At 70.0% G+C, this 22,919-nt stretch carries 20 protein-coding genes and 1 tRNA gene; 15 read left to right on the top strand and 6 right to left on the bottom strand.

Features of this window, described 5'->3' with window-relative positions; translation table 11 throughout:
• Positions 1-61: 61 nt before the first annotated feature.
• From JQS43_RS22460 to JQS43_RS22470, 3 genes are read right to left on the bottom strand one after another with little or no spacing between them, the layout of a single operon-like run.
• Entirely contained in the window at positions 62-1,411 is a 1,350-nt protein-coding gene (locus JQS43_RS22460; protein ID WP_239676347.1) for an ABC transporter substrate-binding protein, read from the bottom strand.
• A 53-nt stretch (positions 1,412-1,464) separates the two neighbouring features.
• Positions 1,465-2,415, bottom strand: a complete 951-nt coding sequence (locus JQS43_RS22465) for a carbohydrate ABC transporter permease (protein WP_239676348.1) — start codon at positions 2,413-2,415, stop codon at positions 1,465-1,467.
• Positions 2,416-2,431: 16 nt separating this feature from the next.
• Positions 2,432-3,343: a carbohydrate ABC transporter permease gene (locus JQS43_RS22470; RefSeq protein WP_239676349.1), complete on the bottom strand. Its 912-nt coding sequence runs from the start codon at positions 3,341-3,343 to the stop codon at positions 2,432-2,434.
• 185 nt (positions 3,344-3,528) lie between these two features.
• Here JQS43_RS22470 and JQS43_RS22475 point away from each other — a divergent pair, with 185 nt between their 5' ends.
• The 9 genes from JQS43_RS22475 (at position 3,529) to JQS43_RS22515 (ending at position 11,561) form a co-directional block, all read left to right on the top strand.
• Positions 3,529-4,542, top strand: a complete 1,014-nt coding sequence (locus JQS43_RS22475; RefSeq protein ID WP_239676350.1) for a LacI family DNA-binding transcriptional regulator — start codon at positions 3,529-3,531, stop codon at positions 4,540-4,542.
• 372 nt (positions 4,543-4,914) lie between these two features.
• A complete protein-coding gene (locus tag JQS43_RS22480; RefSeq protein ID WP_239676351.1) occupies positions 4,915-5,196 on the top strand; it encodes a hypothetical protein in 282 nt (93 codons plus the stop codon).
• Complete coding sequence (locus JQS43_RS22485; RefSeq protein WP_239676352.1) at positions 5,193-6,140, top strand: sigma-70 family RNA polymerase sigma factor; 948 nt, start codon at positions 5,193-5,195, stop codon at positions 6,138-6,140. The genes JQS43_RS22480 and JQS43_RS22485 overlap by 4 nt, the downstream gene beginning before the upstream one ends.
• 61 nt (positions 6,141-6,201) lie before the next feature.
• Complete coding sequence (locus JQS43_RS22490; RefSeq protein ID WP_239676353.1) at positions 6,202-6,567, top strand: VOC family protein; 366 nt, start codon at positions 6,202-6,204, stop codon at positions 6,565-6,567.
• A 493-nt stretch (positions 6,568-7,060) separates the two neighbouring features.
• Positions 7,061-7,345 carry a hypothetical protein gene (locus JQS43_RS22495; protein WP_239676354.1) on the top strand — a complete coding sequence of 95 codons (285 nt, stop codon included), beginning with the start codon at positions 7,061-7,063 and terminating at the stop codon, positions 7,343-7,345.
• Positions 7,346-7,655: 310 nt separating this feature from the next.
• Positions 7,656-8,579, top strand: a complete 924-nt coding sequence (locus tag JQS43_RS22500; protein ID WP_239676355.1) for an oxidoreductase — start codon at positions 7,656-7,658, stop codon at positions 8,577-8,579.
• Positions 8,563-9,444: a helix-turn-helix domain-containing protein gene (locus JQS43_RS22505; RefSeq protein WP_239676356.1), complete on the top strand. Its 882-nt coding sequence runs from the start codon at positions 8,563-8,565 to the stop codon at positions 9,442-9,444. The genes JQS43_RS22500 and JQS43_RS22505 overlap by 17 nt, the downstream gene beginning before the upstream one ends.
• Positions 9,445-9,627: 183 nt before the next feature.
• Complete coding sequence (locus tag JQS43_RS22510) at positions 9,628-9,987, top strand: hypothetical protein (RefSeq protein ID WP_239676357.1); 360 nt, start codon at positions 9,628-9,630, stop codon at positions 9,985-9,987.
• On the top strand, positions 9,984-11,561 hold the full coding sequence (locus JQS43_RS22515) for a hypothetical protein (protein ID WP_239676358.1): 1,578 nt from the start codon (positions 9,984-9,986) through the stop codon (positions 11,559-11,561). The genes JQS43_RS22510 and JQS43_RS22515 overlap by 4 nt, the downstream gene beginning before the upstream one ends.
• 169 nt (positions 11,562-11,730) lie before the next feature.
• Here JQS43_RS22515 and JQS43_RS22520 read toward each other — a convergent pair.
• Positions 11,731-11,803: transfer RNA gene (locus JQS43_RS22520), tRNA-Arg, on the bottom strand.
• 230 nt (positions 11,804-12,033) lie between these two features.
• Here JQS43_RS22520 and JQS43_RS22525 point away from each other — a divergent pair.
• Positions 12,034-12,795, top strand: coding sequence for a class I SAM-dependent methyltransferase (locus JQS43_RS22525; protein ID WP_239676359.1), 762 nt, complete (start codon positions 12,034-12,036; stop codon positions 12,793-12,795).
• Here the strand turns inward: JQS43_RS22525 and JQS43_RS22530 are convergent.
• Both JQS43_RS22530 and JQS43_RS22535 read right to left on the bottom strand, forming a co-directional pair.
• Positions 12,768-13,847, bottom strand: a complete 1,080-nt coding sequence (locus tag JQS43_RS22530; protein WP_239676360.1) for a glycosyltransferase family 2 protein — start codon at positions 13,845-13,847, stop codon at positions 12,768-12,770. The two genes, JQS43_RS22525 and JQS43_RS22530, sit on opposite strands and share 28 nt — an antisense overlap.
• 25 nt (positions 13,848-13,872) lie before the next feature.
• Positions 13,873-14,964: a glycosyltransferase family 2 protein gene (locus JQS43_RS22535; protein WP_239676361.1), complete on the bottom strand. Its 1,092-nt coding sequence runs from the start codon at positions 14,962-14,964 to the stop codon at positions 13,873-13,875.
• A gap of 218 nt (positions 14,965-15,182) precedes the next feature.
• Here JQS43_RS22535 and JQS43_RS22540 point away from each other — a divergent pair, with 218 nt between their 5' ends.
• From JQS43_RS22540 to JQS43_RS22560, 5 genes are read left to right on the top strand one after another with little or no spacing between them, the layout of a single operon-like run.
• Positions 15,183-16,136 carry a glycosyltransferase family 2 protein gene (locus tag JQS43_RS22540; RefSeq protein WP_239676362.1) on the top strand — a complete coding sequence of 318 codons (954 nt, stop codon included), beginning with the start codon at positions 15,183-15,185 and terminating at the stop codon, positions 16,134-16,136.
• Between the two features lie 12 nt (positions 16,137-16,148).
• Complete coding sequence (locus tag JQS43_RS22545) at positions 16,149-16,805, top strand: class I SAM-dependent methyltransferase (RefSeq protein ID WP_239676363.1); 657 nt, start codon at positions 16,149-16,151, stop codon at positions 16,803-16,805.
• Positions 16,772-17,779, top strand: a complete 1,008-nt coding sequence (locus JQS43_RS22550; protein WP_239676364.1) for a lysylphosphatidylglycerol synthase domain-containing protein — start codon at positions 16,772-16,774, stop codon at positions 17,777-17,779. The genes JQS43_RS22545 and JQS43_RS22550 overlap by 34 nt, the downstream gene beginning before the upstream one ends.
• A gap of 19 nt (positions 17,780-17,798) precedes the next feature.
• The gene (locus tag JQS43_RS22555) at positions 17,799-20,792 is read left to right on the top strand and encodes a glycosyltransferase family 2 protein (protein ID WP_239676365.1); all 2,994 of its coding nucleotides are present in this window, start codon (positions 17,799-17,801) and stop codon (positions 20,790-20,792) included.
• Positions 20,792-22,873, top strand: a complete 2,082-nt coding sequence (locus JQS43_RS22560; RefSeq protein WP_239676366.1) for an acyltransferase family protein — start codon at positions 20,792-20,794, stop codon at positions 22,871-22,873. The genes JQS43_RS22555 and JQS43_RS22560 overlap by 1 nt, the downstream gene beginning before the upstream one ends.
• Positions 22,874-22,919 lie beyond the last annotated feature (46 nt).

The raw sequence follows: 22,919 nt of genomic DNA on the forward strand, positions 1-22,919 counted from the left end.
TGATAAGGTTTTCAGGTTGCCCCGGAGGCCGGCGCTGAGCGCGGCCGGCCCCCGGGCCTAGCTATCTACCCATGATCGAATCGACCTGTTCCTGGGCCTCCTGGAGCGCCTCGGCCGCCGGCCGGGACCCGAGCAGGATCTCGTCGACCGCCGACCCGACCGCCTGGGTCACCTGGTCGAAGTTGGTGGTCACCGGGTGGAGGAAGGTCGCCTCCTCCTCCAGATAGGTCGTGTACGCGCTCACGTCGAGCCCGGCGTCCGCCCGCACCTCCTCCGCGATCTCCAACGACTCCGGGATCGCCGGGAAGACCACCGCGTGCTCTCCGACGATGTTCTGGCACTCCACCGATCCCAGGTGCTTGACCCACTGCCACGCCTCGTCTGGATGATCGGTGTTCACCGCGATCGAGTCGGCGATTCCGTTGTAGATACTCCAGCGACCCTGCGGACCTTCCGGCAGCGGGGCGAACCCGACCTCGATCCCATCGATCCCAGTCAGACTGCCGATCGCCCAGGAACCGTTGATCGCCAACGCCACGTCCCCCGCCTCGAAGAGCGAGACATAACCGACGCCCTGCAGGTCGCTGAGCGGGGTCACATACCCCGCCTCGATCATCCGGCCGAACCAGTCCAGGGTCTCCGCCAGCCTGGGGTCGTCGAACTGGTAGTCGGTCCCCCACGGGTTCCCGTCGGCGAGGAGTTCGAAGCCGAGGCTGTGCGCGAAGTTGCCCCAGCTGGTCTGGCCGGACGCCGAATTCGAGGGATTGTCGAAGCTCAGGCCGAAGACGGCCACGTTGTCGGCGTCGAAGCCGGGCTCGTTGCCCCGCACCCCGTTCACGTCCACCGACAAGCTGGCGATGATCTCTTCGAAGGTCCCGCCGTCGCTCGGATCCCAGGTGGCGTTCCACAGGTCGTCCTCGGTCAACCCGGCGTCTTCCAGGTACTCCGCGTTGTACCCGTAGGCGATCGTGTCCCAGTCTTTCGGTAGCCCGTACCGCTGGTCGTCCTGCCCGACCCACAGGTCGGCCAGACCGGGGAAGTACTGCCCGAGGTCCACTTCGTCCTGCTCGATGTACTCGTCGATCGGCAGGATCACCTCGTTCGCCACGAACTGGGGGTAGAACGCCAGATGATTGGTGAACACGTCCGGTGCCCGCCGGGCGGCGAACTGGGTGTTCAAGTTGCTCCAGTAGTCTTCCCAACCATACTGACTGATATCTACCTCGACCCCGGTCTCCGCCGTGAAATCGTCGGCACACTGCTGATACTGCGCGATCTGCCGATCGTCCCACAGCCAATAGGCCAGGGTGACGTCGTCGTCGCTGCCGCTGCCGCCGCCGCAGGCGGCCGTCAGCACCAGCGCGGCTGTGCATAACGGCGCGACCGCTGGCCGTGCCCTCCGTAACTGCATCGTTAGCTCCTCTGGGTTGGGGGTGTCGTTACCTGTCTATCCTTAGTGGTTGGTTACTTGATGCCGGTGAACTGGATCGAGTCGACAATCCGTCGCCCCATCAGCAGGAAGAGCAGGATCACCGGGAGCGCGCCGAGGACGGTAGCGGCCATCAGCCCGCTCCAGTCCGGTGCCGCCTGTGGCTGCCCCGACCGGAACACCGACAGGCCGACGGTGAGCACCCGCACGCTCGGATCGTTGCCGGCCACCAACGGCCACATGAACTCATTCCAGGCGATCACGTACGCGAGGATGGCGGCTGTGGTGAGCGGAGCCGCCATCACCGGTACGCAAATCCGAGCGAAGATCCGCACGTGGCCGGCGCCGTCGAGCCTCGCCGCCTCCTCCAGCTCACTGCTGATCCCCAGGAAGAACTGGCGCAGGAAGAAGACCATGAACGGGGTCATGAAGATGAACGGCGCCACCAGGCCCGCGAAGGTGTCGAGCAGATCGAGGTCGCTCAACAGTATGAAGTTGGGGATCAGGATGAAGACCGGCGGCACCATCAACGAGGAGAGGAACACGTAGAAGACCGCGTCCCGACCCCGCCACTTCAACCGCGCGAAGGCGTAGGCGGCCATCGCGCAGCTGGTCACCTGGCCGACGGTCACGAGTGTCGAGAAGACCACCGAATTCCGTAGGTACAGCCAGAACCGCAGCTCGGCCCCGGAGCCACCGGCGGCGCGTACCTCTTCGTCAGTAGCCAGACCCAACACCCGCCGGAAGTTCACCAGGGTGGGCTCCGGCGGCAGCATCGACTGGTCGCCGGTGAACAGCGACGAGTTGGTGGTCAGCGCGGTCCGCAGGATCCAGAAGAACGGGAACAGCGTGACCAGGATGATCACGAAGAGGACCAGCCAGGCGAATCCCCGCGACAGCCGCAGCCGCGCCAGCAGTCGGCCGGCCTCACCACCAGCCTTCGAAGCGCCCGGCCGCACGGGCGAGGTCTTGGTCGTCGACGACATCGTCACCTACCTCCCACTACGCCAGATCCGACCGGGAGCCGCGCAGGCCCCGCATGATGAGGACTGTGACCAGCGCCAGCAGGACGGCGAGCACCGCGGACATGGCGGCGGCGTAGCCGGCGTTGTTGAAGTTGAACGCCTGCCGGAAGATGTATACATAGATCACCAGGCTCGAGTCCGCCGGCCCGCCCGGCTGCCCGCCGATCCCGCCGGTGGCGACCTGGACCAGGTCGAAGACCTGGAACGAGCCGACCACCGACAGCACCAGCACCAACGCCAGCACCGGCCGCAGCAGCGGCAGCGTCACCCGGAAGAACATCCGGATCTCGCCGGCTCCGTCCAGCGCCGCCGACTCGTACAGGTGCTTGGGAATCATCTGCAGCCCGGCGAAGAGCAGCAGCGCGGTGTAGCCGACGAAGCGCCAGGTATTGATCCCGGCCAACGACGGCACCACCTGATCTGGGGAACCCAGGAAACCCTGGCTTCCGATACCGACGACGTTGAGCAGGTGGTTGACCACCCCGAGCCGCGGGTCCAGCATCCATAGCCACAGGAGCCCGACCACGACCTGCGGGATCAGCCATGGCAGCACCAGGATCCCGCGGATGATGACCGAGCGGGTGAGCCGGTCCATCATGACCGCGATCAGCAGCGCCAGGATCGTCTGCACCACGATGTTGATCAGGACATAAAGGCCGGTCACCCGCATCGACTGCCAGAACAACGGATCGGCGATCATATCTTCGTAGTTCTGCAGCCCGACCAGCTCGCCCTCGCCCCGCAACAGGCTGTAGTCGGTGAAGCTCATGTACAGCGCCCGCAGCGACGGCCACAGGTAGAAGATGGCGAAGCCGAACCCGGCGGGAAGCAGGAACAGCGATGCCACCGCGCCCTGGTGCTGGCGCAACCGCTGCCAGCGCTCTCTCATCTGACCGCCCTCCCGGGGACCGAGTGGCCTGTGTGACAACTCACGGTGTAGCCGATGATAAGGTTTTCAGAGATCCTGTCAACCATTCGTGATCCAGCCGCAATGAACGGGAAACCGAGCGGAGCGTCGGCCGGCGGTCCGCTCGGAGTCGTCACTTACCTCCGGCCGGCTAGGATGTCACTGAAATGCGCAAACCCGTCGGCCGTTCGCCCGCCATTACTGACGTGGCCAAACTGGCTGGCGTCTCGGTCCCGACCGTGTCCCGGGTGTTGACCGGTTCGGTGCCGGTCAGCACCGAACGACGGGAACGCGTGCTCCAGGCGATCCAGACCCTCGGCTACCGGCCCAACGGCGCCGCCCGCGCGTTGATCAAGGGCCACCAGTCGGTGATCGCGGTGCTCGCGGGAGCGACCACTCGCTACGGGTACGCCCGCACCATCCAGGGGATCGAAGAGGCGGCGCGGCTCGCCGGCTACATCGTGATGATCACCGTGGTGGAGTCGGAACACCCCGACACCGTCCGGAAGACGATCGACCTGGCGCTCGCCAACCCGATCGCCGGCGTCATCGTGCTCAAGTTCGACCCGGCTGGCATCGCCACCGTCCGCGCCCTGCCGCCGGGAGTACCGGTGGTGGCGGTCGCCGGCAGCCGCGGCTCCGGCATCCCGCACGCCGTGCTCGACGACAGCGCTGCGGCCATGACCGCCACCAACTACCTGCTCGAGCTCGGCCACCGCACGGTCCATCACATCGCGGTGCCGCAGGCCGGTCGACGGGGTGGCCGTGCTGCGGGCTGGCGCAAAGCGTTGGAGGCGGCCGGTGCCGAGGTGCCGCCGCTGTTGGAGGCGGGCTGGGATCCGCGCCGGGCTTATGAGATCGGGCTGGAGCTCGGGCGCCGACCCGATGTCACCGCGGTGCTCTGCGGCAACGACGAACTCGCGATCGGGCTGCTGCGCGCACTCCACGAGTGCGGCCGGCGGGTGCCGGAGGACATCAGCGTCGTCGGGTTCGACGGCCACCCGCTGGGCGAGCTGTGGCGCCCCGCCCTCACCACCATCCAGCAAGACTTCATCGACCTCGGGCGCCGCGCGTTCGGGCTCGTGGCCAGCATCATCGGCGAAGACCACCCGACCCAGAACTCATCCAGTACGCCACAGCTGGTGATCCGGGAGAGCAGCGGCCCGCCACCCGTGCGGTGACGACCTGGCCGAGGTTGGGTCCGCAGCTGGGGCCACGGCTGCAGGTACCAGGAGGTGGGATCGGCGTATCGGCGGGGCTCCCGGTGGGCATCGACGGTTCGGCGCTGCTGCCGGAGGCGTTGCGGCGGGATGCTGCCTTCGTCCCAGCGGTGAGGAGGCTCCCACCAACCATGCGCCCCAGCTACCGTGTTGAACATGTTCGTTCGAACGCAGACCATTCTGGCGCGGCCGTTGGAGAGCGTCTGGCCGTTGCTTTGTGATTCGCGCGTCACGGTGAAGTCACGATGCCCAGTCTTCCGCCTCGGTGCACCAAGGCCGGTGGAGTGCCGGCTCCCGGAGGACGTAGGGCAGGCAGGGGCGTCCCGAGAGTGTGTGTCTGAGCAGGGATCCATCCAGCAGCGGATAACGGAGTGGACACCGCCGACCCGGCTGGCGTTCCATATGGAACACACCGATCTGGCGTTCGCCCGCTGTGTTGACCGGGTGAGCGACGAGTTTCAGCTGGCATCCCTGGACGGTGGGACTGCGACGTTGTTGAGCAGAACCACCCAAATCGGTATCCGTGGCAGGTTCCGTTGCTTGAAGAAAGCAGCGGTGTTCGTCGGCCTCAAGGCGGTCCATCGTCACGTGTTCCGTGCGTGGCAAAATCCATGAGCGCCGAGCTGGAACGGTTCCGGACGGAGCTCACCGGCTACTGCTACCGGATGCTCGGCTCCGGCTTCGAGGCCGAGGACGCGGTGCAGGAGACCCTGATGCGGGCGTGGCGGTCGTACGACCGTTACGACGAGACGAGGGCGTCGCTGCGGACCTGGCTGTACCGGATCGCGACGAACGTCTGCCTCGACCTGCTCCGCAGCGCGCAACGCCGGGCCCTGGCCATGGACCTGGGCCCGGCGGTTCACGCCGGCGCTGCCATCGGCCCGCCGGTGGCGGACCAGCGGTGGATTCATCCGATCCCCGACGACCGGGCCCTGCCGGCGACCGACAACCCGGAGGAGTTGACCGTCCAACGCGAGACGATCCGGTTGGCGTTCGTCGCCGCGCTCCAACACCTGCCGCCCCGGCAACGCGCCGTACTGATCCTGCGCGACGTGTTCTGCTGGACCGCAGCGGAGGTCGCGCGGCTGCTTGAGACCACTGTCGCGGCGGTGAACAGCGCGCTGCAGCGGGCACGGGCGACGCTGCAGACGAACGGGCCCACGCCCAGCGGGACGTGGCGACCGGCCGACCCGGCCCACCAAGATCTGCTCGACCGCTACTGCGCCGCGTTCGAACGCCATGACGTCGCCACGCTCGTGTCGCTGTTGCACGAGGACGCCACTATGTCGATGCCGCCGTTCGCGTGGTGGCTCCGTGGCAGAGACGAGATCCGGGTGGCCTTGCTGGACCCGGAGGGCTCCTGCGCGGGGGCGCAGCTGTGGCCGGTGGCGGCGAACGGATCGCCGGCGTTCTGGCAGGCGCGCCCGGATCCGGCCGGCGATTACCGGCCGTTCGCACTCGTGCTTCTCGAGGTGGTTGACGGTCGGATCGCCAGTATCGTCACTTACCTCGACGCCGACCGGCTGGTGCCGCTGTTCGGATCGCCGCCGGAGCGATGAGTTCCGGCGCGCTGAGACGTATCCCCTGGGACCGAATCCGAACGACCCACGGGGAGTTTTCGTGCCAACCGTCCAGCCCATCATCAGCACCCCCAACCTCGACCGCCTGTACGCCTTTTACCAGCAGCTGCTCGACGCCGTTCAGACAACCCGCTTCCCGGCCGACGGACCCGTCTTCTTCATCGGTCTGAAACTCGGCGACTCCGAGTTCGGACTGGTCAACGAGGCCGACACCGACCTGTCGACGCCGTCGCGGATCCTGCTGAGCATCGAGGTCGACGACGTAGACCCGCTGCTGGACCAGGTGGCGGCAGCTGGCGGGCGGGTGCTCGGCCCGCCGACCGACATGCCATGGGGCCAGCGAGTGGCCCACATCCACGACCCCGACGGCAACATGGTCAACCTGACCCAGACCCTTCTTGGATGATCGGGTCACCACGCGACATCCCTTTCTAGTCAAATCGACCGAAACCTCGCCGCGTGGCCTACGGGACCTCGCCGCGTGGCCTACGGGACCTCGCCGCGTCGCCTACGAGACCTGCTAGCACAAACGGAGCGGTCGAGAGGGTCCCGGGCCGGCGGCTCGGCCGCCCCGGGGCCTGACCTACGAGGCGTTCAAGCAGGCCACGAGGCTCACTGGCTACCCGGCGCGGTGCCGGCACCCGGTGCGCCGCCGCTCCGCTTGTGCTAGCAGCTCTCGTAGGCACCGGAGCGGGATCTGCCCCGCCTGCGCCTACTCCAAGATCAGCGACGGACGGTCCGCAACGGCGAGGACAGGTCGAGACTGGACTCCGTAGTGCTCCCCCAAGGTGATCCAGGTCGTGACGGGTCGGCTGGACCTGATGCTGGGCGACGAGAAGACCCAGGCCGGTCCGGGGCTGACTGGGCGACCAGATCACTGACGAGGATGAATCCTCTCCATGCGCAAGATCGCGGACCGGCTCTACGCCAGGCTGGACCGTTCCCCCACCCTGCTGCAACCGTGGCAGGCCGGCGGGTACGACGAACCGGTCGACTCGTTCGAGTTCGGGCTGCAACGGGTACTGGACGGGACCGGGTCGTTGATCCAGCGCCGTTACGAAACCCGTGACGTAATGTGTCCATCGTGCGGGGCCCCGACCCAGCGCTCCGACGCGGGTCGACCCCGCACCTACTGTTCGCCAGCATGCCGCCAGCGGGCGTACCGCCGCCGCACCTCCCACTGAAAATGCTCGGCAGGTGCGCTAAGCGCTCTCGCGCTTATCCTCGAGGCGCTGGGTGGCAACAGCGTTCCTAGGAAGGATCTGCCTAGGAAATCGCCTCTCTGGAACACTTTCCAGCGGCGTTCCAGGATGGAATGGGAGCCGGGTACGGAGCGCCGGACAAGGAGGTCCATGGCGCGACTCTGGTCCTGGCACAGGCAGTGACCGATGAGTCGGGCGCACCCTTGGCGCCAGCCCGTGGACGCATGTCCCCTCTGGTCGGATGCCGATCGCCACTGCGACACGTAGCCCTTTCAATCCAAGGAGTAATCTCATGACCACCTGGTTCATCACCGGTGCCGCGCGGGGACTCGGCCTGGAGATCGCCCGTCAGGCTCTGGAGCGAGGCGATAACGTCGTAGCCACCGCTCGCAATCCTGAAACACTGAAGAAGACCCTGGCGGACTACGGCGACCGCCTGTTTTCGGTCGCACTCGACGTCACCGACGAGGACCAGGCCCGTACAGCCGTGTCTGCTGCGGTTGAGGCTTTCGGTTCGATCGATGTGCTGGTCAACAACGCTGGGCGTGGCCTGCTGGGCGCGGTGGAGGAGTCTTCCGACGCCGAGGTCCGCATGATCTACGACACCAACGTCTTCGGCCTGCTCAACGTCTCCCGCGCGGTGCTGCCGGTCATGCGCTCCCAACGCTCGGGCAGGATCCTCAACGTCAGCTCCCTGGGTGGTTTCAGCAGCTCGGCAGGCTTCGGGGTCTACTGCTCCACCAAGTTCGCTGTCGAAGGGATCTCCGAGGCCATGCACGCCGAACTGGCGGGGCTGGGCATCGCCGTGACAGTGGTTGAACCGGGCTATTTCCGCACCGATTTCCTCGACGACCGCAGCCTGCACACCGAGCGCACCGTGATCGACGACTACGCGAGCACCGCTGGTGCGGTGCGCGCAGCCGTTCCCAACCTGAACCACGCTCAACCTGGCGATCCGGTCAAGGGCGCCGCAGCTTTCCTGACCCTGGCCGATGCAGAGAACCCGCCAGTGCGCGCCCAGCTAGGCAGCGACTGCCTCCAGGAGCTGGACACCAAGATCACTGCGCTGCGGGCTGAATCTGCGACCTGGCGAGAACTGGCGCTCTCTACCGACCACGACGACTCCCCCATCACCTCCGTAACGGGAATCGCACAAAGGGTACGAGCGTTGTGGAATACCACGGAGGAGAGAGGGTGCCATGACCGAGCTAGGTGACTATCTGCGATCATGCCGTGCCAAAGTGAGCGCTGAGGCCGCCGGCATACCAAGTAGCGGTCACCGCCGCGTCCCAGGGCTACGCCGCGAAGAGCTCGCCATGCTGGCAGGAGTCAGCGCGGATTACATCGTGCGCCTGGAACAAGGCAGAGCGAAGTCCGCCTCACCGGAGATCCTCCGGGCGCTGGCGCAGGCACTCGACCTACGTCCTGATGAGGAGGAGTACCTGCTTCGGTGTGCGACCGACGCCACCGGCGCATCGTCACGCGCGGCATCGAAACCGCCTGCCGAACAGCGAGTGTCCCCCGCCATCAGAGTGCTACTGGACAGCCTGACCGGAGTACCCGCCCTGGTGCTGGGCCGGCGGATGGACATCATCGGGTGGAACGCCTTAGGGGCGGCACTCTTCACAGACTTCGGCGCTCTCGCACCGCAGCATCGCAATCAAATCCGACTGGTGTTCCTTGATGAGCGGGTTCGCAGTCTGTACCGCGACTGGGAAAAGGTCGCGCGGGAGTGCGTGGCCTATCTCAGGATGGATGCCGGCCGTTACCCGGAGGATCCCGCACTGGCCCAGCTGATCGGCGAGCTGTCTATGAAGGACGAGGACTTCCGCCGTTGGTGGTCGGCCCATAGCGTTCGTGCTCTACGCACCGGACGCAAGGAATTTCTGCACCCCACCGCAGGAGAACTGTCCCTGGACTTTCAGGTCCTCGATGTTCGCGGCAGTGCAGATCAAACCTTGCTCATCTATACCGCTGAGCCGAACTCACGCTCCGCGCAGGCCCTCGCCTTCCTTGGTGGATGGACTCAGACCAGCCGTCACCCCGCAGCAGACCCTGCCAGACCACACGCCAGTAGCTGACGGGGGGTGAGAGCCAGTACCACCGCGGGGTCCTCCACCATGCTGGATACATACTATCTTCTGGCGGCCGGCTACGGCCCGGTTAGCCTTTGACCGGCTCAGATCCGGCGGCGCAACAGGAGAGCGGTGAACTGCTGGCTGGTGCCCCACGACGTCACGTGATCTTCGCCGCTGGTAGCGACATTGCTGCCGTGGCGCTCGCCGTCCCTCGGCTCGGCCAGCCCGGGGGCACTCAGCCCACCACTGCGGACGGCTCGGCAACGGCTCGCGGTCTCGCTCCTGGGCGAGTCCCGGCTCCCGGACGAGTCGCCCAAGACAGAGGTCGACATCAATGGCGAGACCGGCCAGCTCGGCTTTCCCTGGGAAGCCGAGGGGGAGTCGTCGGACACCCGGTGGCTGATCTTCCCGGACGCCTCGGACCAGATGGTCCTGGTGCAGATCCCCGCTGGGCTGGGGCTCACCCGTGCCCCATTGCAGTTGCCGACCGCCGGCCCCGTTTCGCCCGCCCTGTGGCGGCTGTTGCCGGCTAGGGTTCGCTTGTGAAGTACTTCAACACGGCCGGGCCGTGCGTACCCGAGCTGCACTACATGCTGCCGCCGGAGCCGCGCCTGCCGGAGGCCCGGCAGCTGGTGGAAGAGGGGATGTACCTCGTCGTCCACGCGCCCCGGCAGACCGGCAAGACCACCACCCTGCGGGCGCTCGCCCAGCAACTCACCGCCGAGGGCAGGTGGGCCGCTGTGCACTTCTCCTGTGAGACCGGCGAGCCCGCCGGTGACAACTACCTCGGTGCGCAGGACGCCGTACTCCTCGCGATCCGGGAGAGCGCCGCGGCGCTACCAGCGGAACTGCGCCCGCCCGACCCGTGGCCCGACGCTCCCGCGGAGGGGAAGCTCAGCGTGGCGCTGTCCGCCTGGGCGCGGACCTGTCCCCGACCACTAGTGCTGTTCTTCGATGAGATCGACTCCTTGCGGGGCGAGAGCCTGCGCAGCGTGCTGCGGCAACTGCGGGACGGGTATGCGCGGCGACCGGACGCCTTTCCGACTACCGCCGTCCTGTGCGGGCTACGGGATGTGCGTGACTACAAAGCGGCGGCCGGTGGCGACCCGGCCCGGCTGGGCACCGCGAGTCCGTTCAATGTCAAGGTGGCGTCGCTGCGGTTGGCCGACTTCACCGAAGCGGACCTCGGGACGCTCTACGCCCAGCACACCGCCGAGACGGGACAGGTGTTTCACAAGGAGGCGCTGGTCCGCGCGTGGGCGTATACCGCCGGCCAGCCCTGGCTGGTCAACGCCCTGGCCCGTGAGGTAATTCGCGAGATGAGGGTCCCGGTCGCCGAGCCGATCACCGCCGCGCACATCGACACCGCCAAGGAGCGGCTGATCCTCGCCCGAGCCACCCATCTGGACTCGCTCGTCGCCCGCCTGTACGAGCCGCGGGTACGGCGGATCATCGCCCCGTTGATCGCCGGCGACCCGCTGATCCCCGACCCGGCCTTCGACGACGACCTGACCTACGTTCGTGATCTGGGGCTGGTCGCGCCGGGCATGCCGGTACGGGTGGCGAACCCGATCTATCGGGAGGTGATCGTCCGGGTACTCGGCACCGCAACCGAGGCGAATATCACCGCCGAGCCTCGTACCTTTGTGCGGGCCGACGGCCGGCTCGACTTCGACAAGCTGCTGCGGGAGTTCTCCGATTTCTGGCGGGCCCACGCCGATGTCCTGACCAGCGGGGAGGCCTACCACGAGGTGTCGCCCCAGCTCGTACTCATGGCCTTCCTGCACCGGCTCGTCAACGGCGGCGGCTTCATCGACCGGGAGTACGGTGTCGGCCGGGGTCGGATCGACCTGCTCGTCCGGTGGCCGTACCAGGACGAGCAGGGCAGGCGGGTGACGCAGCGGCAGGCGGTCGAGCTGAAGGTGTGGCGTAAGGGGCGCCCCGACCCGCTCGCCGAGGGCCTCACCCAGCTCGACGAATACCTGCGCCGGCTCGACCTCGACGAAGGCACGCTGGTCGTCTTCGACCGCCGGCCAGACGCTCCGTCCATCGACGATCGGATCCGCTTCGAGAGCACCGTAACCTCGACCGGGCGCAAGGTTATGGTGCTGCGCGCCTGACCGGTGGCGCAGGATGAGCTCCGTCCGAACTCGGGCAGAACCATCCGGCCGGCGGCATCACGGGTGACTGTGATGACGTCGACCACCGCGCTGATGGGCACCGGCCCGTAGATGTTGGGGTAGCTCTCCGCGAAGATCCACAACTTGTGCGTTAAGGCTGTACGCTGGGTGCCCCCGGCAGGATTCGAACCTGCGACACACGGTTTAGGAAACCGTTGCTCTATCCCCTGAGCTACGGGGGCGCGCGTGCCCAGTCTAGCGACCTGTGGCACCTGTGATGATAGGGAGTGGCCCACATTCGTCCACGCCGCCGGGTGCGCTCCCGGACCGGGAAGCGCACCGGGAGCACACGAACGCGGGTTGCGACTGGCCGCAGATCGAAAGCGGTACCCCTCGCAGATCGAAACAGCCGCGGCTCAGCTGAGCCTCGTCCAGTCATCCCACCCGCCGCCTCGGATAGGGTTGGGCCCTGATGAGCGAAGACACCCCGGCCGCCACGCGCGCGCTATCGTTCGGCCCCGCCGCCGCCGAGTATGACCGGCTGCGCCCCCGCTACCCCGAGCCCGCCCTGCGCTGGGCGCTCGGCGACCAGCGGCTGCGGGTGGTCGATCTCGGCGCCGGCACCGGCATCCTCTCCCGGGCGTTGGTGGCGCTCGGCCACGAGGTGCTCCCGGTCGAGCCGGACCAGGGGATGCGGGAGCAGCTCGCCGCGGTCAGCCCGGAGCTGACCCCGTTGGCCGGGTTCGCCGAGCAGATCCCGTTGCCCGACGGCAGTGTGGACGCGGTGATGGCCGGCCAGGCGTACCACTGGTTCGATCCGGAGCCCACCCATGTCGAGGTGGCGCGGGTGCTGCGACCCGGCGGCGTCTTCGCTCCGATCTGGAACCAGCGGGACGAGACGGTGCCGTGGATCGGCGAGCTGAGCACCATGGCGCACGGTGAGGCCGCCGGCGACGGGATGCGGGAGTTGTTGGGTGACCGGCCGTCGTTCGGGCCGAGCTTCGACCCGGTGGCCCGGGAGACTTTCGTCCACGCGATCGAGCACACCGTCGACACCCTGGTGGGGTTGATCGCCACCCGGTCCTACTTTCTGACCGCGCCTCCGGAGCGGCAGGCCGAGATGGCGGCCGAGGTGCGGCGGCTCTGCGCGGAGCATCCGGAGCTGGCTGGCCGGGAGCGGTTCGAGTTGCCGTACCGGACGTTGGTCTACCGCGGGGTGAGATCGGCCGATTGAGGCCGCGGCGCGGGTCTCCGCCCGCTCCCGATCGGCGCATCCCCCCGGAGCCGGAGCTGGCCGGCGAGCCGCCAGCCCCACCGCAGCGTCGCGTACGCCTCGTAGGCGCCCCAGCTAACCAGCCGGTGTTTGAGCCCGGCGATGCCGCCGGGGATGGGGTAGCCAGCTTTCGGCCGCCGCAGCCGGTATTCGGCCGCCAGCCGCCGGAAGAAGGCACGCCGCAGCGACGGCGGCACCCGGTGGCCGCTGCCGGCGATCACCAGCAGGTGGTCGACCATCAGCCGGAACAGCTCCGGCTGGAACCGTTGGTACGCCTCGCCGGCGCCCGCTACCGCCGTCCACATTCGATCGTATTGGGCGAAGGCGGCGAAGTGCCGGGGGCTGATCGACTTGGTGATGGTGCCGCCGGGTGGTTGCCGGTAGCAGTAGCAGACCCGGTCGAGGGTGTCGATCCGGTTCGCCGCCAGCAGCAGCGGATGGTTGAAGGCGCTGTCTTCGTACCAGCCGGGGTGGAAGCGGAGCCCGATCTCGTCCAGGAACGCCCGCCGGATGATCTTGGTGCAGGCGGAGTGAGCGAGCTGGAGCAGCTCCGGCCGTTGCTGCAGCGGCCCGGGAGTGGTGTCACCGCGGAGGGCGCCGGCCGGGTCGGTGCCGACCCAGCGGCCGTCCGGGAACACTTCGGCGTGGTCGACCATCAACACGTCTGGCGTGGTGGCGGTCAGCCGCGCCAGTACTGCCGGCACGCTGCCGGCCGGCAGCCAGTCGTCGGCGTCGACGAACCAGACGAACGCACCGCGGGCGTGCCGCAGCCCGTGGTTGCGGGCCCGGCCGGGGCCGACGTTGACCGGCAGCCGCAGCAGCGTCACCCGGGGGTCGCGGTCGGCGTACTGCTGGGCGATGTCGGCGGTGCGGTCCGGCGAATGGTCGTCGACCACCACCACGGTCAGCTCGGGCGGCGCGTCGGTGAGCAGCGAGTCGAGGCAGCTGCGCAGGTGGGGTTCGGCCCGGAAGGCCGGCACCACCACGGTGAGCGTCACTGCTGCGCTGGTCACACGGCGAAGGATATCTGAGTTATGTTCAGTTGGGGTGGTTTTGCGCATCTACCGGCGGCGCTGCCGAGACCCGCCGGCCGACCAGCCGCCGCCCGCCGGGTAACCGGGGCCGCAGCGCCATCCCCCGCCAGCCCAGCCGCAGCGTCGCGTACGCCCAGTAGGCGTTGTGCCGGACCAGCCGGTGCTTCCAGCCGGTAACCCCGCCCGGCAACCGGTAGCCGCCCGCCGGCAACCGGTACCGGTACTGCGCCACCACCTGCCGGAAGAAGTCCCGCCGCAGCCCCGGCGGCAGCCGCCGCTCGTTGCCGGCGATCACCAGCAGATGGTCGACCATCAGCCGGAACAACTCCGGGCGCAGGCTGCCGTCGGCCGGCAGCGCCGGGTCGATCCGACCCCACATCCGTTCGTACTGCTCGAAGATGTCGAAGTGCTTGGCGCTGCACGACTTCGTGATCGCCCCCGCTGGGCGCTGCCGGTAGCAGTAGCCGACCAGGTCGAGGGTGTCGATCCGCGCCGCCGCCAGCAACAGCGGGTACGCGAAGGCGCAGTCCTCGTACCACCCCGGCGGAAACCGCAGCCCTGCCTCGTCAAGCAGCCCCCGCCGGATCACCTTGGTACACACCGACGTGGCGAGGTTGAGCCCCAGCAGCTCCGGCCGCTCGCCCACCGGGCCGGGTTCGACGACCGAGCGCAGCACCGGGCCGGAGCCGGTGCCGAGCATCGAGCCGTCCGGTCGCACCTCCACGTGGTCCAGCAGCAGCACGTCCGGTCGCCGATGCCCGAGCCGGGCCAGCACCGGCGGCACCACCCCGGCCGGCAGCCAGTCGTCGCCGTCGACGAACCAAACGTACTCACCGCGGGCGTGCTCCAGGCCGGCGTTGCGGGCCCGGCCCAGGCCGACGTTGGTGGCCAGGTGCACCACTCGCAGCCGCGGGTCCCGCTCGGCGTACGCGTCGAGCAGGTCACCGGTCTCGTCCGGCGAGCAGTCGTCGACCGCGACCACCTCGACCTCGTCGCCGACATCCGGGTCGGCGAGCAGCGAATCGAGGCACTCGGTCAGGTACGGCGCCACCTGGAAGGCCGGCACCACGAAGGAGAGCATCGGGGTGAGGGACACTCCCTCACCGTCGGGGTCGAAGGTTGCCGGCCGGCGAATGCGGCATGAGGGCGGCGTGGCCGGCAAGCCATACCTCGCCGTCCAGCTGGTTACCGATCCGGCTCACCACCAGCGACGATAGTCCGCCGGGCGGGCCCCACCGAGGAGTTCCGGCCGGCGGCACCGGCTGTTCACATCGCCGCGTCCGCCGGTTCACGCCAGTGGCCCAGGGTGCCGGAATGGCAGTGACGCAGCGGACCCGTCGGCCGGCGGCGACGGCCGAGTCGCCCGCCGAGCCCGCCCCGGCACGGCTCGACGTGACCGTGGTGCTGCCCTGCTACAACGAGCAGGACCACGTGCTGGCCGAGGTGGAGCGGATCAGCGCGGCGATGGCGGAGACCGGGTACCGCTGGGAGCTGCTCGCCCTCGACGATGCCTCCACTGACGACACGCTCGCCGTCCTCCGGGCGGCGCAGCTGCGCTTCCCGCAGCTGCGGCTGCTGCCGCTGCCGCGCAACGGCGGCGCCGGCACCGCCCGCCGGCTCGGCACCCAGCAGGCCCGCGGCGAGATCGTGGTCTGGACCGACGCCGACCTGACCTACCCGAACCAGCGGATCCCGGAGCTGGTGGCGCAGCTGCGCGCCGACCCCACCATCGACCAGGTGGTGGGCGCCCGCACCAGCGAACAGGGCAGCCACAAGCTGTTGCGGGTGCCGGCGAAGTGGGCGATCCGCAAGCTCGCCGAACGACTCGCCGGCGAACGCATCCCGGACCTCAACTCCGGGTTGCGGGCGTTCCGGCGGGAGGTGTCGCTGCCGTACCTGCGGCTGCTGCCGCCCGGCTTCTCCTGCGTCACCACCATCACCATGGCGTTCCTGCACAACCAGCATCAGGTGCGCTACCTGCCGATCGAGTACGCCAAGCGGGCCGGCCGGTCCAAGTTCCGGTTCGTCACCGACGCGTACCGGTACATCCTGCAGGTCCTCCGGATGGTGATGTACTTCAATCCGCTGCGGGTGTTGATGCCGCCGGCGCTGGCGTTGCTCGGCATCGGCGGCGGCAAGCTGATCTACGACGTGGTCGCGAACCCGGTGCGGATCGCCACCAACACCATCCTGCTGATTCTCACCGGCCTGATCATCGCCTCGATGGCGCTGCTCGCCGACCTGATCGTCCGGTCCCGGACCGACTGACCGGAGCCGTCGATGCCACCGCTCACCCACCCCACCACCCCGGAACACCCGGCGGAGAGCCCCGGCGTGGTGATCGGCAACCACACCCAGAAGTACACCGCCCGGAACCCGGCCATCCGCTGGCTGACCGGCCGCTGGGTGGCCCGTCTCCGGGCCGCCCTGGACGCGGTCGCGGCACAGGCGCCGGCCGGGGCCACCGCGCTGGAGGTCGGCTGCGGCGAGGGAGTGATCTCGCACTACCTCGCCGACCGGTTCGGGCAGGTGACCGCACTGGACCTACCCGACGCCGGGCTGCGGGAACAGTGGCGAACCCGCCCGGGACCGCACTACCTGCACGCCGACGCGCACCGGCTGCCGTTCCGGGACCGGCAGTTCGACGTGGTTGTCGCCGCCGAAGTGTTGGAGCACCTGCCCGACCCCGAGCGCGGATTCGCCGAACTGCTCCGGGTCAGCCGCGGCCACCTGGTGCTCTCGGTCCCCCGGGAGCCGATCTTCCGGCTGGGCAACCTCGCCGCCGGCCGCTACGTCCGCGACTGGGGGAACACCCCGGGCCACCTGAACCATTGGTCCACCCGCGGCTTCCGGCGCTTCGTCGCCGAGGCCGCCCAGGTACGGGCAGTCGCCACCCCGCTACCGTGGACCATCGTCTGGGCCAGCCGGCGGCCGTGACCGCTGCTGGCGCCCGACCACGCCGCCGCTGGCTGCGCCCGGCGCTCGAGTACAGCATCGTCGCGGCGTTCGCCGGCTTCCTCGGCTGGGCGCTGGTCAGCCAGTGGTCGCAGGTCCGAACCGTGCTCACCGACCTCTCGCCGATGGCGGTCGCCGCGGCAGCCGGGGCCGGGCTGGCCGGGATCTGGGCCAGCTTCCTGGTCTGGCGCTCGGTGCTGGCGGCGCTGGGTCACCGGCCGCCGGTCACCGGCGGGATGCGGATCTTCTTCGTCGGCCAGGCCGGCAAGTACGTCCCGGGGGCGGTGTGGCCGGTGCTGGCGCAGATCCGGCTGGGCCGGCGATACCAGCTGCCGGACCGGGTCTCCGCCACCGCCGCGATCATCTTCATGCTGGTAGTTCTGGGCACCGGCCTGCTGGTGGCGGTGGCGACGGTGCCGCTGTTCGCCCCCGGCGCGTACGCCGACTACTGGTGGCTGCTGCCGGCGCTGCCCGCCGTGGCGGTGCTGCTGTGGCCGCCGCTGCTGAACCGGCTGCTGCCGTGGCTGCTGCACCGGCTCCGGCAGCAGCCCTTACCGGCGCCGCTGTCACCGGCCGGGATGATCCGCGCCGCCGGCTGGGCGCTGGTGATGTGGACCGGGTACGGCCTGCACCTGTGGCTGTTGCTGGCGAGCCTGGCCGGGCCGACCGGGGCGACCCTGCCGCTGCGGGCGCTGGGAGCCTTCGCCGCCGCCTGGTGCGTCGGCTTCCTGCTGGTCGTGGCGCCGGCCGGGGCGGGGCCGCGGGAGGTGGCGCTGGTGGTGCTGCTCGCCGGGGCGGTCGAGGCGCCGGCCGCGCTGGTGGCGGCGCTGGTCTCCCGGCTGTTGCTGACCGCCGGTGATCTCGCCTGGCCGGCGGTGGCGCTGGCGGTGACCAGCCGCACCGGCGCCGGCACCACCGCCGAGGATTCACCCCGCATTCACCAGGGGGACGTGTGACCATTCGAGACTGGCGGCCATGTCGCTGCTGACCAGCACGCTCCGCCTCCTCCACAGTGGTTCACCGCAGACCCGTACCGGGGCGGGGGAACTGCCGCCGCCCGGCGCACCACCACCGTGGCGGCGGCTGCTGCCGGTGGCGCTGCTCGGCCTGCTGGTGGCGACGCTGCTGGTGGGGGCCCGGATGGGAGCACCCGACGAGTTCGATCCGATCGGCCCGTTCGTGGTCGGCCACCACACCGGCATCGACGCCGAGCTGCGGGAGCGGGGTCTGCCGGTGGCGCCGGCCGACCAGCTGAGCCAGTACGGCTACGACGGCCAGTGGTTCCTCGGCCAGGCGCTGGATCCGTTGCTGCGCACCGACATCGCCACCACCTTCGACGCGCCCCGGTACCGGGCGCTGCGGGTCATGCTGCCGGCCGCCGGGTGGCTGCTCGGCGCCGGCCAGCCGGGTGCCATCCCGTACGCGCTGCTGCTGGTGGGGGCCCTTTCGGTGGCGCTGGGCTGCGCCGCGACCGGCCGGATCGCCGCCGCCTACGGCCGTGCCCGCTGGTGGGGGCTGAGTTTCGCGGCGATCCCGGGGGTGGTGGTGGGGGTCGCCTACGGCACCGCCGAGCCGCTCGGGCTGGCGCTGGCCGCGCTCGGGATCAGCCTGGCGCTGGAGCGGCGAGCGCTGCTCGCCGGGCTGGCGTTCGCCGGTGCGGCACTGACCAAAGAGAACTATCTCGCTTTCGCACTGATCGCCGCCGGGTTCGTGGTGGTGCACGGCTACCTGTCGGGCACCCGGGGCTGGTGGCGGGCGGCGATCGCGCTCGCCGCCCCCGGCGCCGCGCTGCTCGCCGCCTGGTGGCTGTATGTCGCCGCCGCGCTGCCCCCGGACAATAATCCACACGGGACGTTCAGCCGGTTCAGCCCGCCGCTGGTCGGCTGGTTCGAACTGCTCGCCTCGATCGGGCAGGGAGTCTTCACCGCGGACGGGCCGATGGCGGACTGGCCCGGCGCGTCGACGCTGATCGCCACCCTGCTGCTACTGCTGGCCGCGGTCGGGGTGGCCGGCTGGCAGCGAGCCTCGCTCCCGGCGTACCTGGCGCTGGGCTGGGGGCTGTACGGGCTGGTGATCGCCGGTTTCCTGCTGGAGCGGTTCCTGTCGGCGCAGCGGGCCCTCGGCCCGGCCGTACTGGCGGCGATCGTGCTGCTCTGCACCGCCCGCTACCCGCGCACCCCCGACCTGGCCGGACGGGTGCTGCGGCGGGCCCGCCGCGAGCTGGCGGGGCTGCGGCGGACCACGCTCCGGACCCGCGGTGGCCCGAGCGTGACCGCGACCCAGTGGCCCCATCGGCCGCTGCCGCGCCGGCTCCGGCTCACCGACCCGGCGGCGGCGCTGCCGGCCGCCGGCGGCGGGGTGGCGCTGCGGGTCGCCGACCCGACGGCGCTGGTGCAGCTCGCCGCCGCCGGCCTGATCACCGGCGAGCTGCGCCGGCTCAACCTGCGGATGACCACCGCCGGCGACATCGCGCTCGCCGGCCTGCGGCCACCCCGACCGGGCCGGCACAGTCGACGGTTCAGCTGGCGCCGCCACGGCCGGTACGGGCTGCGGGTCGACCTGGCCTGGTCCCGCCCGTACCCGGCGGCGCAAGCGATGTCCGACCTGCTCGCCGCCGTCACCCGGGCCCGGGCCTGGGACCAGACCAGCGGCCCGGTCTACGCGCTGGACCGCTCTGGGTGGCACCGCGGCGCCGACTCCTGGCCGCAGGGCCGGCTGGTCGCCGCCGCGAACCCGCCCGACTACGACGACCGGGGCCGGCCACTCGGGCCGTTCCTGCCCGCCGAGCCTCCCCCGGCCGATCCACCGCTGCCGCTGGTCGCGGCGGTGGCCAACCCGTACGGTCGGCGGCTGGTCGGCGCCGCCACCCGCTACCGGCTGACCGGGTTTAGCCTGTCTGACCGGCGCGACCGGCGACTGGTCGACCTTCGCCGGCCCGACCAACTGCCGGCGGCGCTGCTGCGCGGGACCCTCGACAAGTACGCGGTGGTTTCGGTGACCGGGCCGGTCCCGGCCGATCCGTTCCTCGCCCACGGGCTCCGGACGCTGGCCGCCTGCGGCATGGTCTTCGCCAGCACCGACCCGGCGGTGCGAGCACGGCTCGCGGGGCTGGCGCTGACCGTGGTCGAGTCGCCGGATCAGGTCGCTGACCTGCCCGGCTACCAGCTCAGCGTCGCCGCTGCCCGCCGGATGGCGATCACCGGCGACGCCGCTCTGCGCCGGACGGCGCTCGGTGGGGATGGCGCGGTGCCGCTGCCGACGGTCACCGCGGTGGTGGCCAGTAAACGCCCCGACGACCTGCCCAGCTGCCTGCGCTACCTCGCCGCCCAGCGCTACCCGGCGCTGGAGGTGGTGGTCGGGCTCCACGGCTACGACATTTCGCAGCAAACCCGGCGTGCCTGGGGTGAGCTGCTACCCGGCCGGCTGCGACTGCTCAGCTTCGCCGACGACCTCCCGTTCGGGGCGGTGCTGGGGCAACTGAGCCGTGCCGCCGACGGGGAGCTACTGACTAAACTCGACGACGATGACCACTACGGACCAGACCACCTCACCGATCTCGTGATCGCCTGGCATAGCAGCGGCGCCGACCTGACCGCCAAAGGCGCCCGCTTCGTCTACCTCCCTGAACGCGGCGAGACCATCGACCGCGCGTGGGCGGCGCCCGAGGTCTGCGACGTCACCCCGGCCGGCGGGGCGATGCTGCTCAGCCGCTCCACCCTGCAGCAGGTCGGCGGCTGGAGCCACGCCCCCAAGCATGTGGATGCCGACCTGCTCGCCCGGGTCCGGGCCGCCGGCGGGGTTACCTACCGCACCCATGGCCTGGAGTACGTCTATGTCCGGCGCAGCGCCGGGCACACCTTCGTCACCCCGCTCGCGGAGCTGCTCGCGCACGGCGAGCGCGCCTATCCGGGGCTGCCCACCGAGCTGATGCCCGGCCACGGCGACGGGTCCCGCCCAGGCAGCCGGTGATGACCCGCACCGACACCCCATCTGCCGCCGTTTCCCACCGCAGCGGCCACGTTCCCCGGCACGCCCACCGCCCGACCGAGGTCGCCGGCGAGCAGCGGCGCCGGCTGCCGGAGATCGACGGGCTCCGCGGCGTGGCGATCGCGCTGATCGTGGTCTACCACGTCTGGCTGCACCGGGTCTCCGGCGGCGTGGATGTGTTCCTCTTCCTCTCCGGGCTGCTGATCACTGGGACGCTGCTGCGCTCCGCGGCCCGCCCAGGCCGCCCCTGGCTGCTGACCTACTACGCCCGGATCGCCCGCCGGATCGTGCCACCGGCGCTGTTTGTGCTGCTCGGAGTGGTGGTCGCGGCGATCCTGTTCCTGCCGGCGACCCGCTGGCGGGACACCCTCACCGAGGTGGTCGCCTCGGCGCTCTACCTGGTCAACTGGCACCTCGCCGGCAACGCGGTGGACTACCTCGCCTCCCAGCAGGCGGCCAGCCCGGTCCAGCACTACTGGTCGCTGGCGATCCAGGGCCAGTTCTACCTGCTGTGGCCGGCGCTGATCGGGGTGGCGGTCGCGCTGGCGGCGCGCCGTCCCGAGCGGCTGCAACCGATCATGGCGGCGCTGCTCGGCGCGGTCTTCGTCGGGTCACTGGCGTACTCGATCCACCGCACCGCCACCGACCAGGTCTTCACCTACTTCGACACCGGCGCCCGGCTGTGGGAGTTCGCGCTCGGTGGGCTGGTGTGGCTGCTGCTGCCACGGCTCCGGCTGCCCACCGCACTCGCCTCCCCGCTGAGCTGGGTCGGGCTGGTCGGGCTGCTCAGCTGCGGCCTGGTCTTCCGGGAAGGCAACGAGTTCCCCGGCTGGGCAGCGCTGTGGCCCACCCTCTCGGCGGCGCTGCTGGTTGCCAGCGCCGGCGCCGGTGGCCGGTTCGGCGCCGACCGGCTGCTGCGCACCCGTACTCTGCGCTGGCTCGGCAAGCACTCGTTCGCGTGGTACCTGTGGCACTGGCCGGTGCTCATCTGTTACCTAGCAGTCACCGGCTACTCCAGCGCCACCATCCGCGGTGGGGTGCTCGTCATCGGCGCTTCGCTGCTGCTCGCCATCGCCACCACCTGGCTGTTGGAGGTGCGGCTGCCCAAGAGCGGCATCGGGCAGACCTCCAACCGGGACGGATTCGCACTGGCCGTCACCTCGGTGGCGCTGGTGCTGGCGACCGCCGCCGGCTGGCACGGGTACCTGACCTGGCAACAGAATCAGGCGGCGGCTGGGCCGGCCCAGGATTACCCGGGCGCCCGTTACCTCGCCGAGGGCGGCAACCTGGCCGACGTGCCCTACCGGCCGGACCCGATCTCGGCCCCCGACGACCGGGCCGATGTCTACGACCTCGGATGCCACCAGGGCCTAGAAGAGTCCGAAGTGCTCAGTTGCGAATTCGGTCCCGACGATGCCGATTACACCATCGCGGTGGTGGGCGGCTCCCACTCGGCTCACTGGCTGCCGGCGCTGCAGGAACTCGCCGGACCGCAGAGCTGGCAAATCGTGTCCATGACCAAGTCGGCGTGCCGGTTCGAACCGGTGGCGCCGGCACCGGACGATCGGCAACAACACTCGTGCCACGAGTGGAACCTCGCTCTCCTCGACACCCTGGCCGAGCTGCGACCAGACGCGGTCTTCACCACCGCCACCACCGGCCAGGGCGGTCGGGAGCACACTCCCCCCGGCTACCTGCCGCAGTGGCAGGCGGTGACCGACCTGGACATTCCGGTGCTGGCGATCCGGGATGTGGCCTGGCCGCAGATCAACGTGCCCGACTGCGTGGCGCAGCACGGTCCGGAGAACCCCACCTGTGGCGCCGACCGGGCCGAGCACGATCTGGCCGGCCCCCCAGAGATCGCCCGGCACGGTGACCTCCCCGACCAGGTGCACATCCTCGACCTGACCGACTATCTCTGCGAGGCGGACTTCTGCCCACCCGTGGTGGGCAACGTCCTCGTCTACCACGACGACCACCACCTCTCCGCAACCTACGCACGCACCCTGGCGCCCTATCTCGGGGAGCAGATCGTCGAGGCCACTGGCTGGCCGCCGGCCTGACCCACCGCTGGAGCTACCTCGCGCCGCGCCGCTCCCGGCGGACAAC

Source organism: Natronosporangium hydrolyticum, from assembly GCF_016925615.1.
Taxonomy (GTDB): domain Bacteria; phylum Actinomycetota; class Actinomycetes; order Mycobacteriales; family Micromonosporaceae; genus Natronosporangium; species Natronosporangium hydrolyticum.

Excerpts from the sequence above, each read along its gene's own strand:
- JQS43_RS22460 (WP_239676347.1), bottom strand. The coding sequence starts at position 1,411 with ATGCAGTTACGGAGGGCACGGCCAGCGGTCGCGCCGTTATGCACAGCC.
- JQS43_RS22465 (WP_239676348.1), bottom strand. The coding sequence starts at position 2,415 with ATGTCGTCGACGACCAAGACCTCGCCCGTGCGGCCGGGCGCTTCGAAG.
- JQS43_RS22470 (WP_239676349.1), bottom strand. The coding sequence starts at position 3,343 with ATGAGAGAGCGCTGGCAGCGGTTGCGCCAGCACCAGGGCGCGGTGGCA.
- JQS43_RS22475 (WP_239676350.1), top strand. The coding sequence starts at position 3,529 with ATGCGCAAACCCGTCGGCCGTTCGCCCGCCATTACTGACGTGGCCAAA.
- JQS43_RS22485 (WP_239676352.1), top strand. The coding sequence starts at position 5,193 with ATGAGCGCCGAGCTGGAACGGTTCCGGACGGAGCTCACCGGCTACTGC.
- JQS43_RS22495 (WP_239676354.1), top strand. The coding sequence starts at position 7,061 with ATGCGCAAGATCGCGGACCGGCTCTACGCCAGGCTGGACCGTTCCCCC.
- JQS43_RS22500 (WP_239676355.1), top strand. The coding sequence starts at position 7,656 with ATGACCACCTGGTTCATCACCGGTGCCGCGCGGGGACTCGGCCTGGAG.
- JQS43_RS22505 (WP_239676356.1), top strand. The coding sequence starts at position 8,563 with ATGACCGAGCTAGGTGACTATCTGCGATCATGCCGTGCCAAAGTGAGC.
- JQS43_RS22525 (WP_239676359.1), top strand. The coding sequence starts at position 12,034 with ATGAGCGAAGACACCCCGGCCGCCACGCGCGCGCTATCGTTCGGCCCC.
- JQS43_RS22540 (WP_239676362.1), top strand. The coding sequence starts at position 15,183 with ATGGCAGTGACGCAGCGGACCCGTCGGCCGGCGGCGACGGCCGAGTCG.
- JQS43_RS22545 (WP_239676363.1), top strand. The coding sequence starts at position 16,149 with ATGCCACCGCTCACCCACCCCACCACCCCGGAACACCCGGCGGAGAGC.
- JQS43_RS22555 (WP_239676365.1), top strand. The coding sequence starts at position 17,799 with ATGTCGCTGCTGACCAGCACGCTCCGCCTCCTCCACAGTGGTTCACCG.
- JQS43_RS22560 (WP_239676366.1), top strand. The coding sequence starts at position 20,792 with ATGACCCGCACCGACACCCCATCTGCCGCCGTTTCCCACCGCAGCGGC.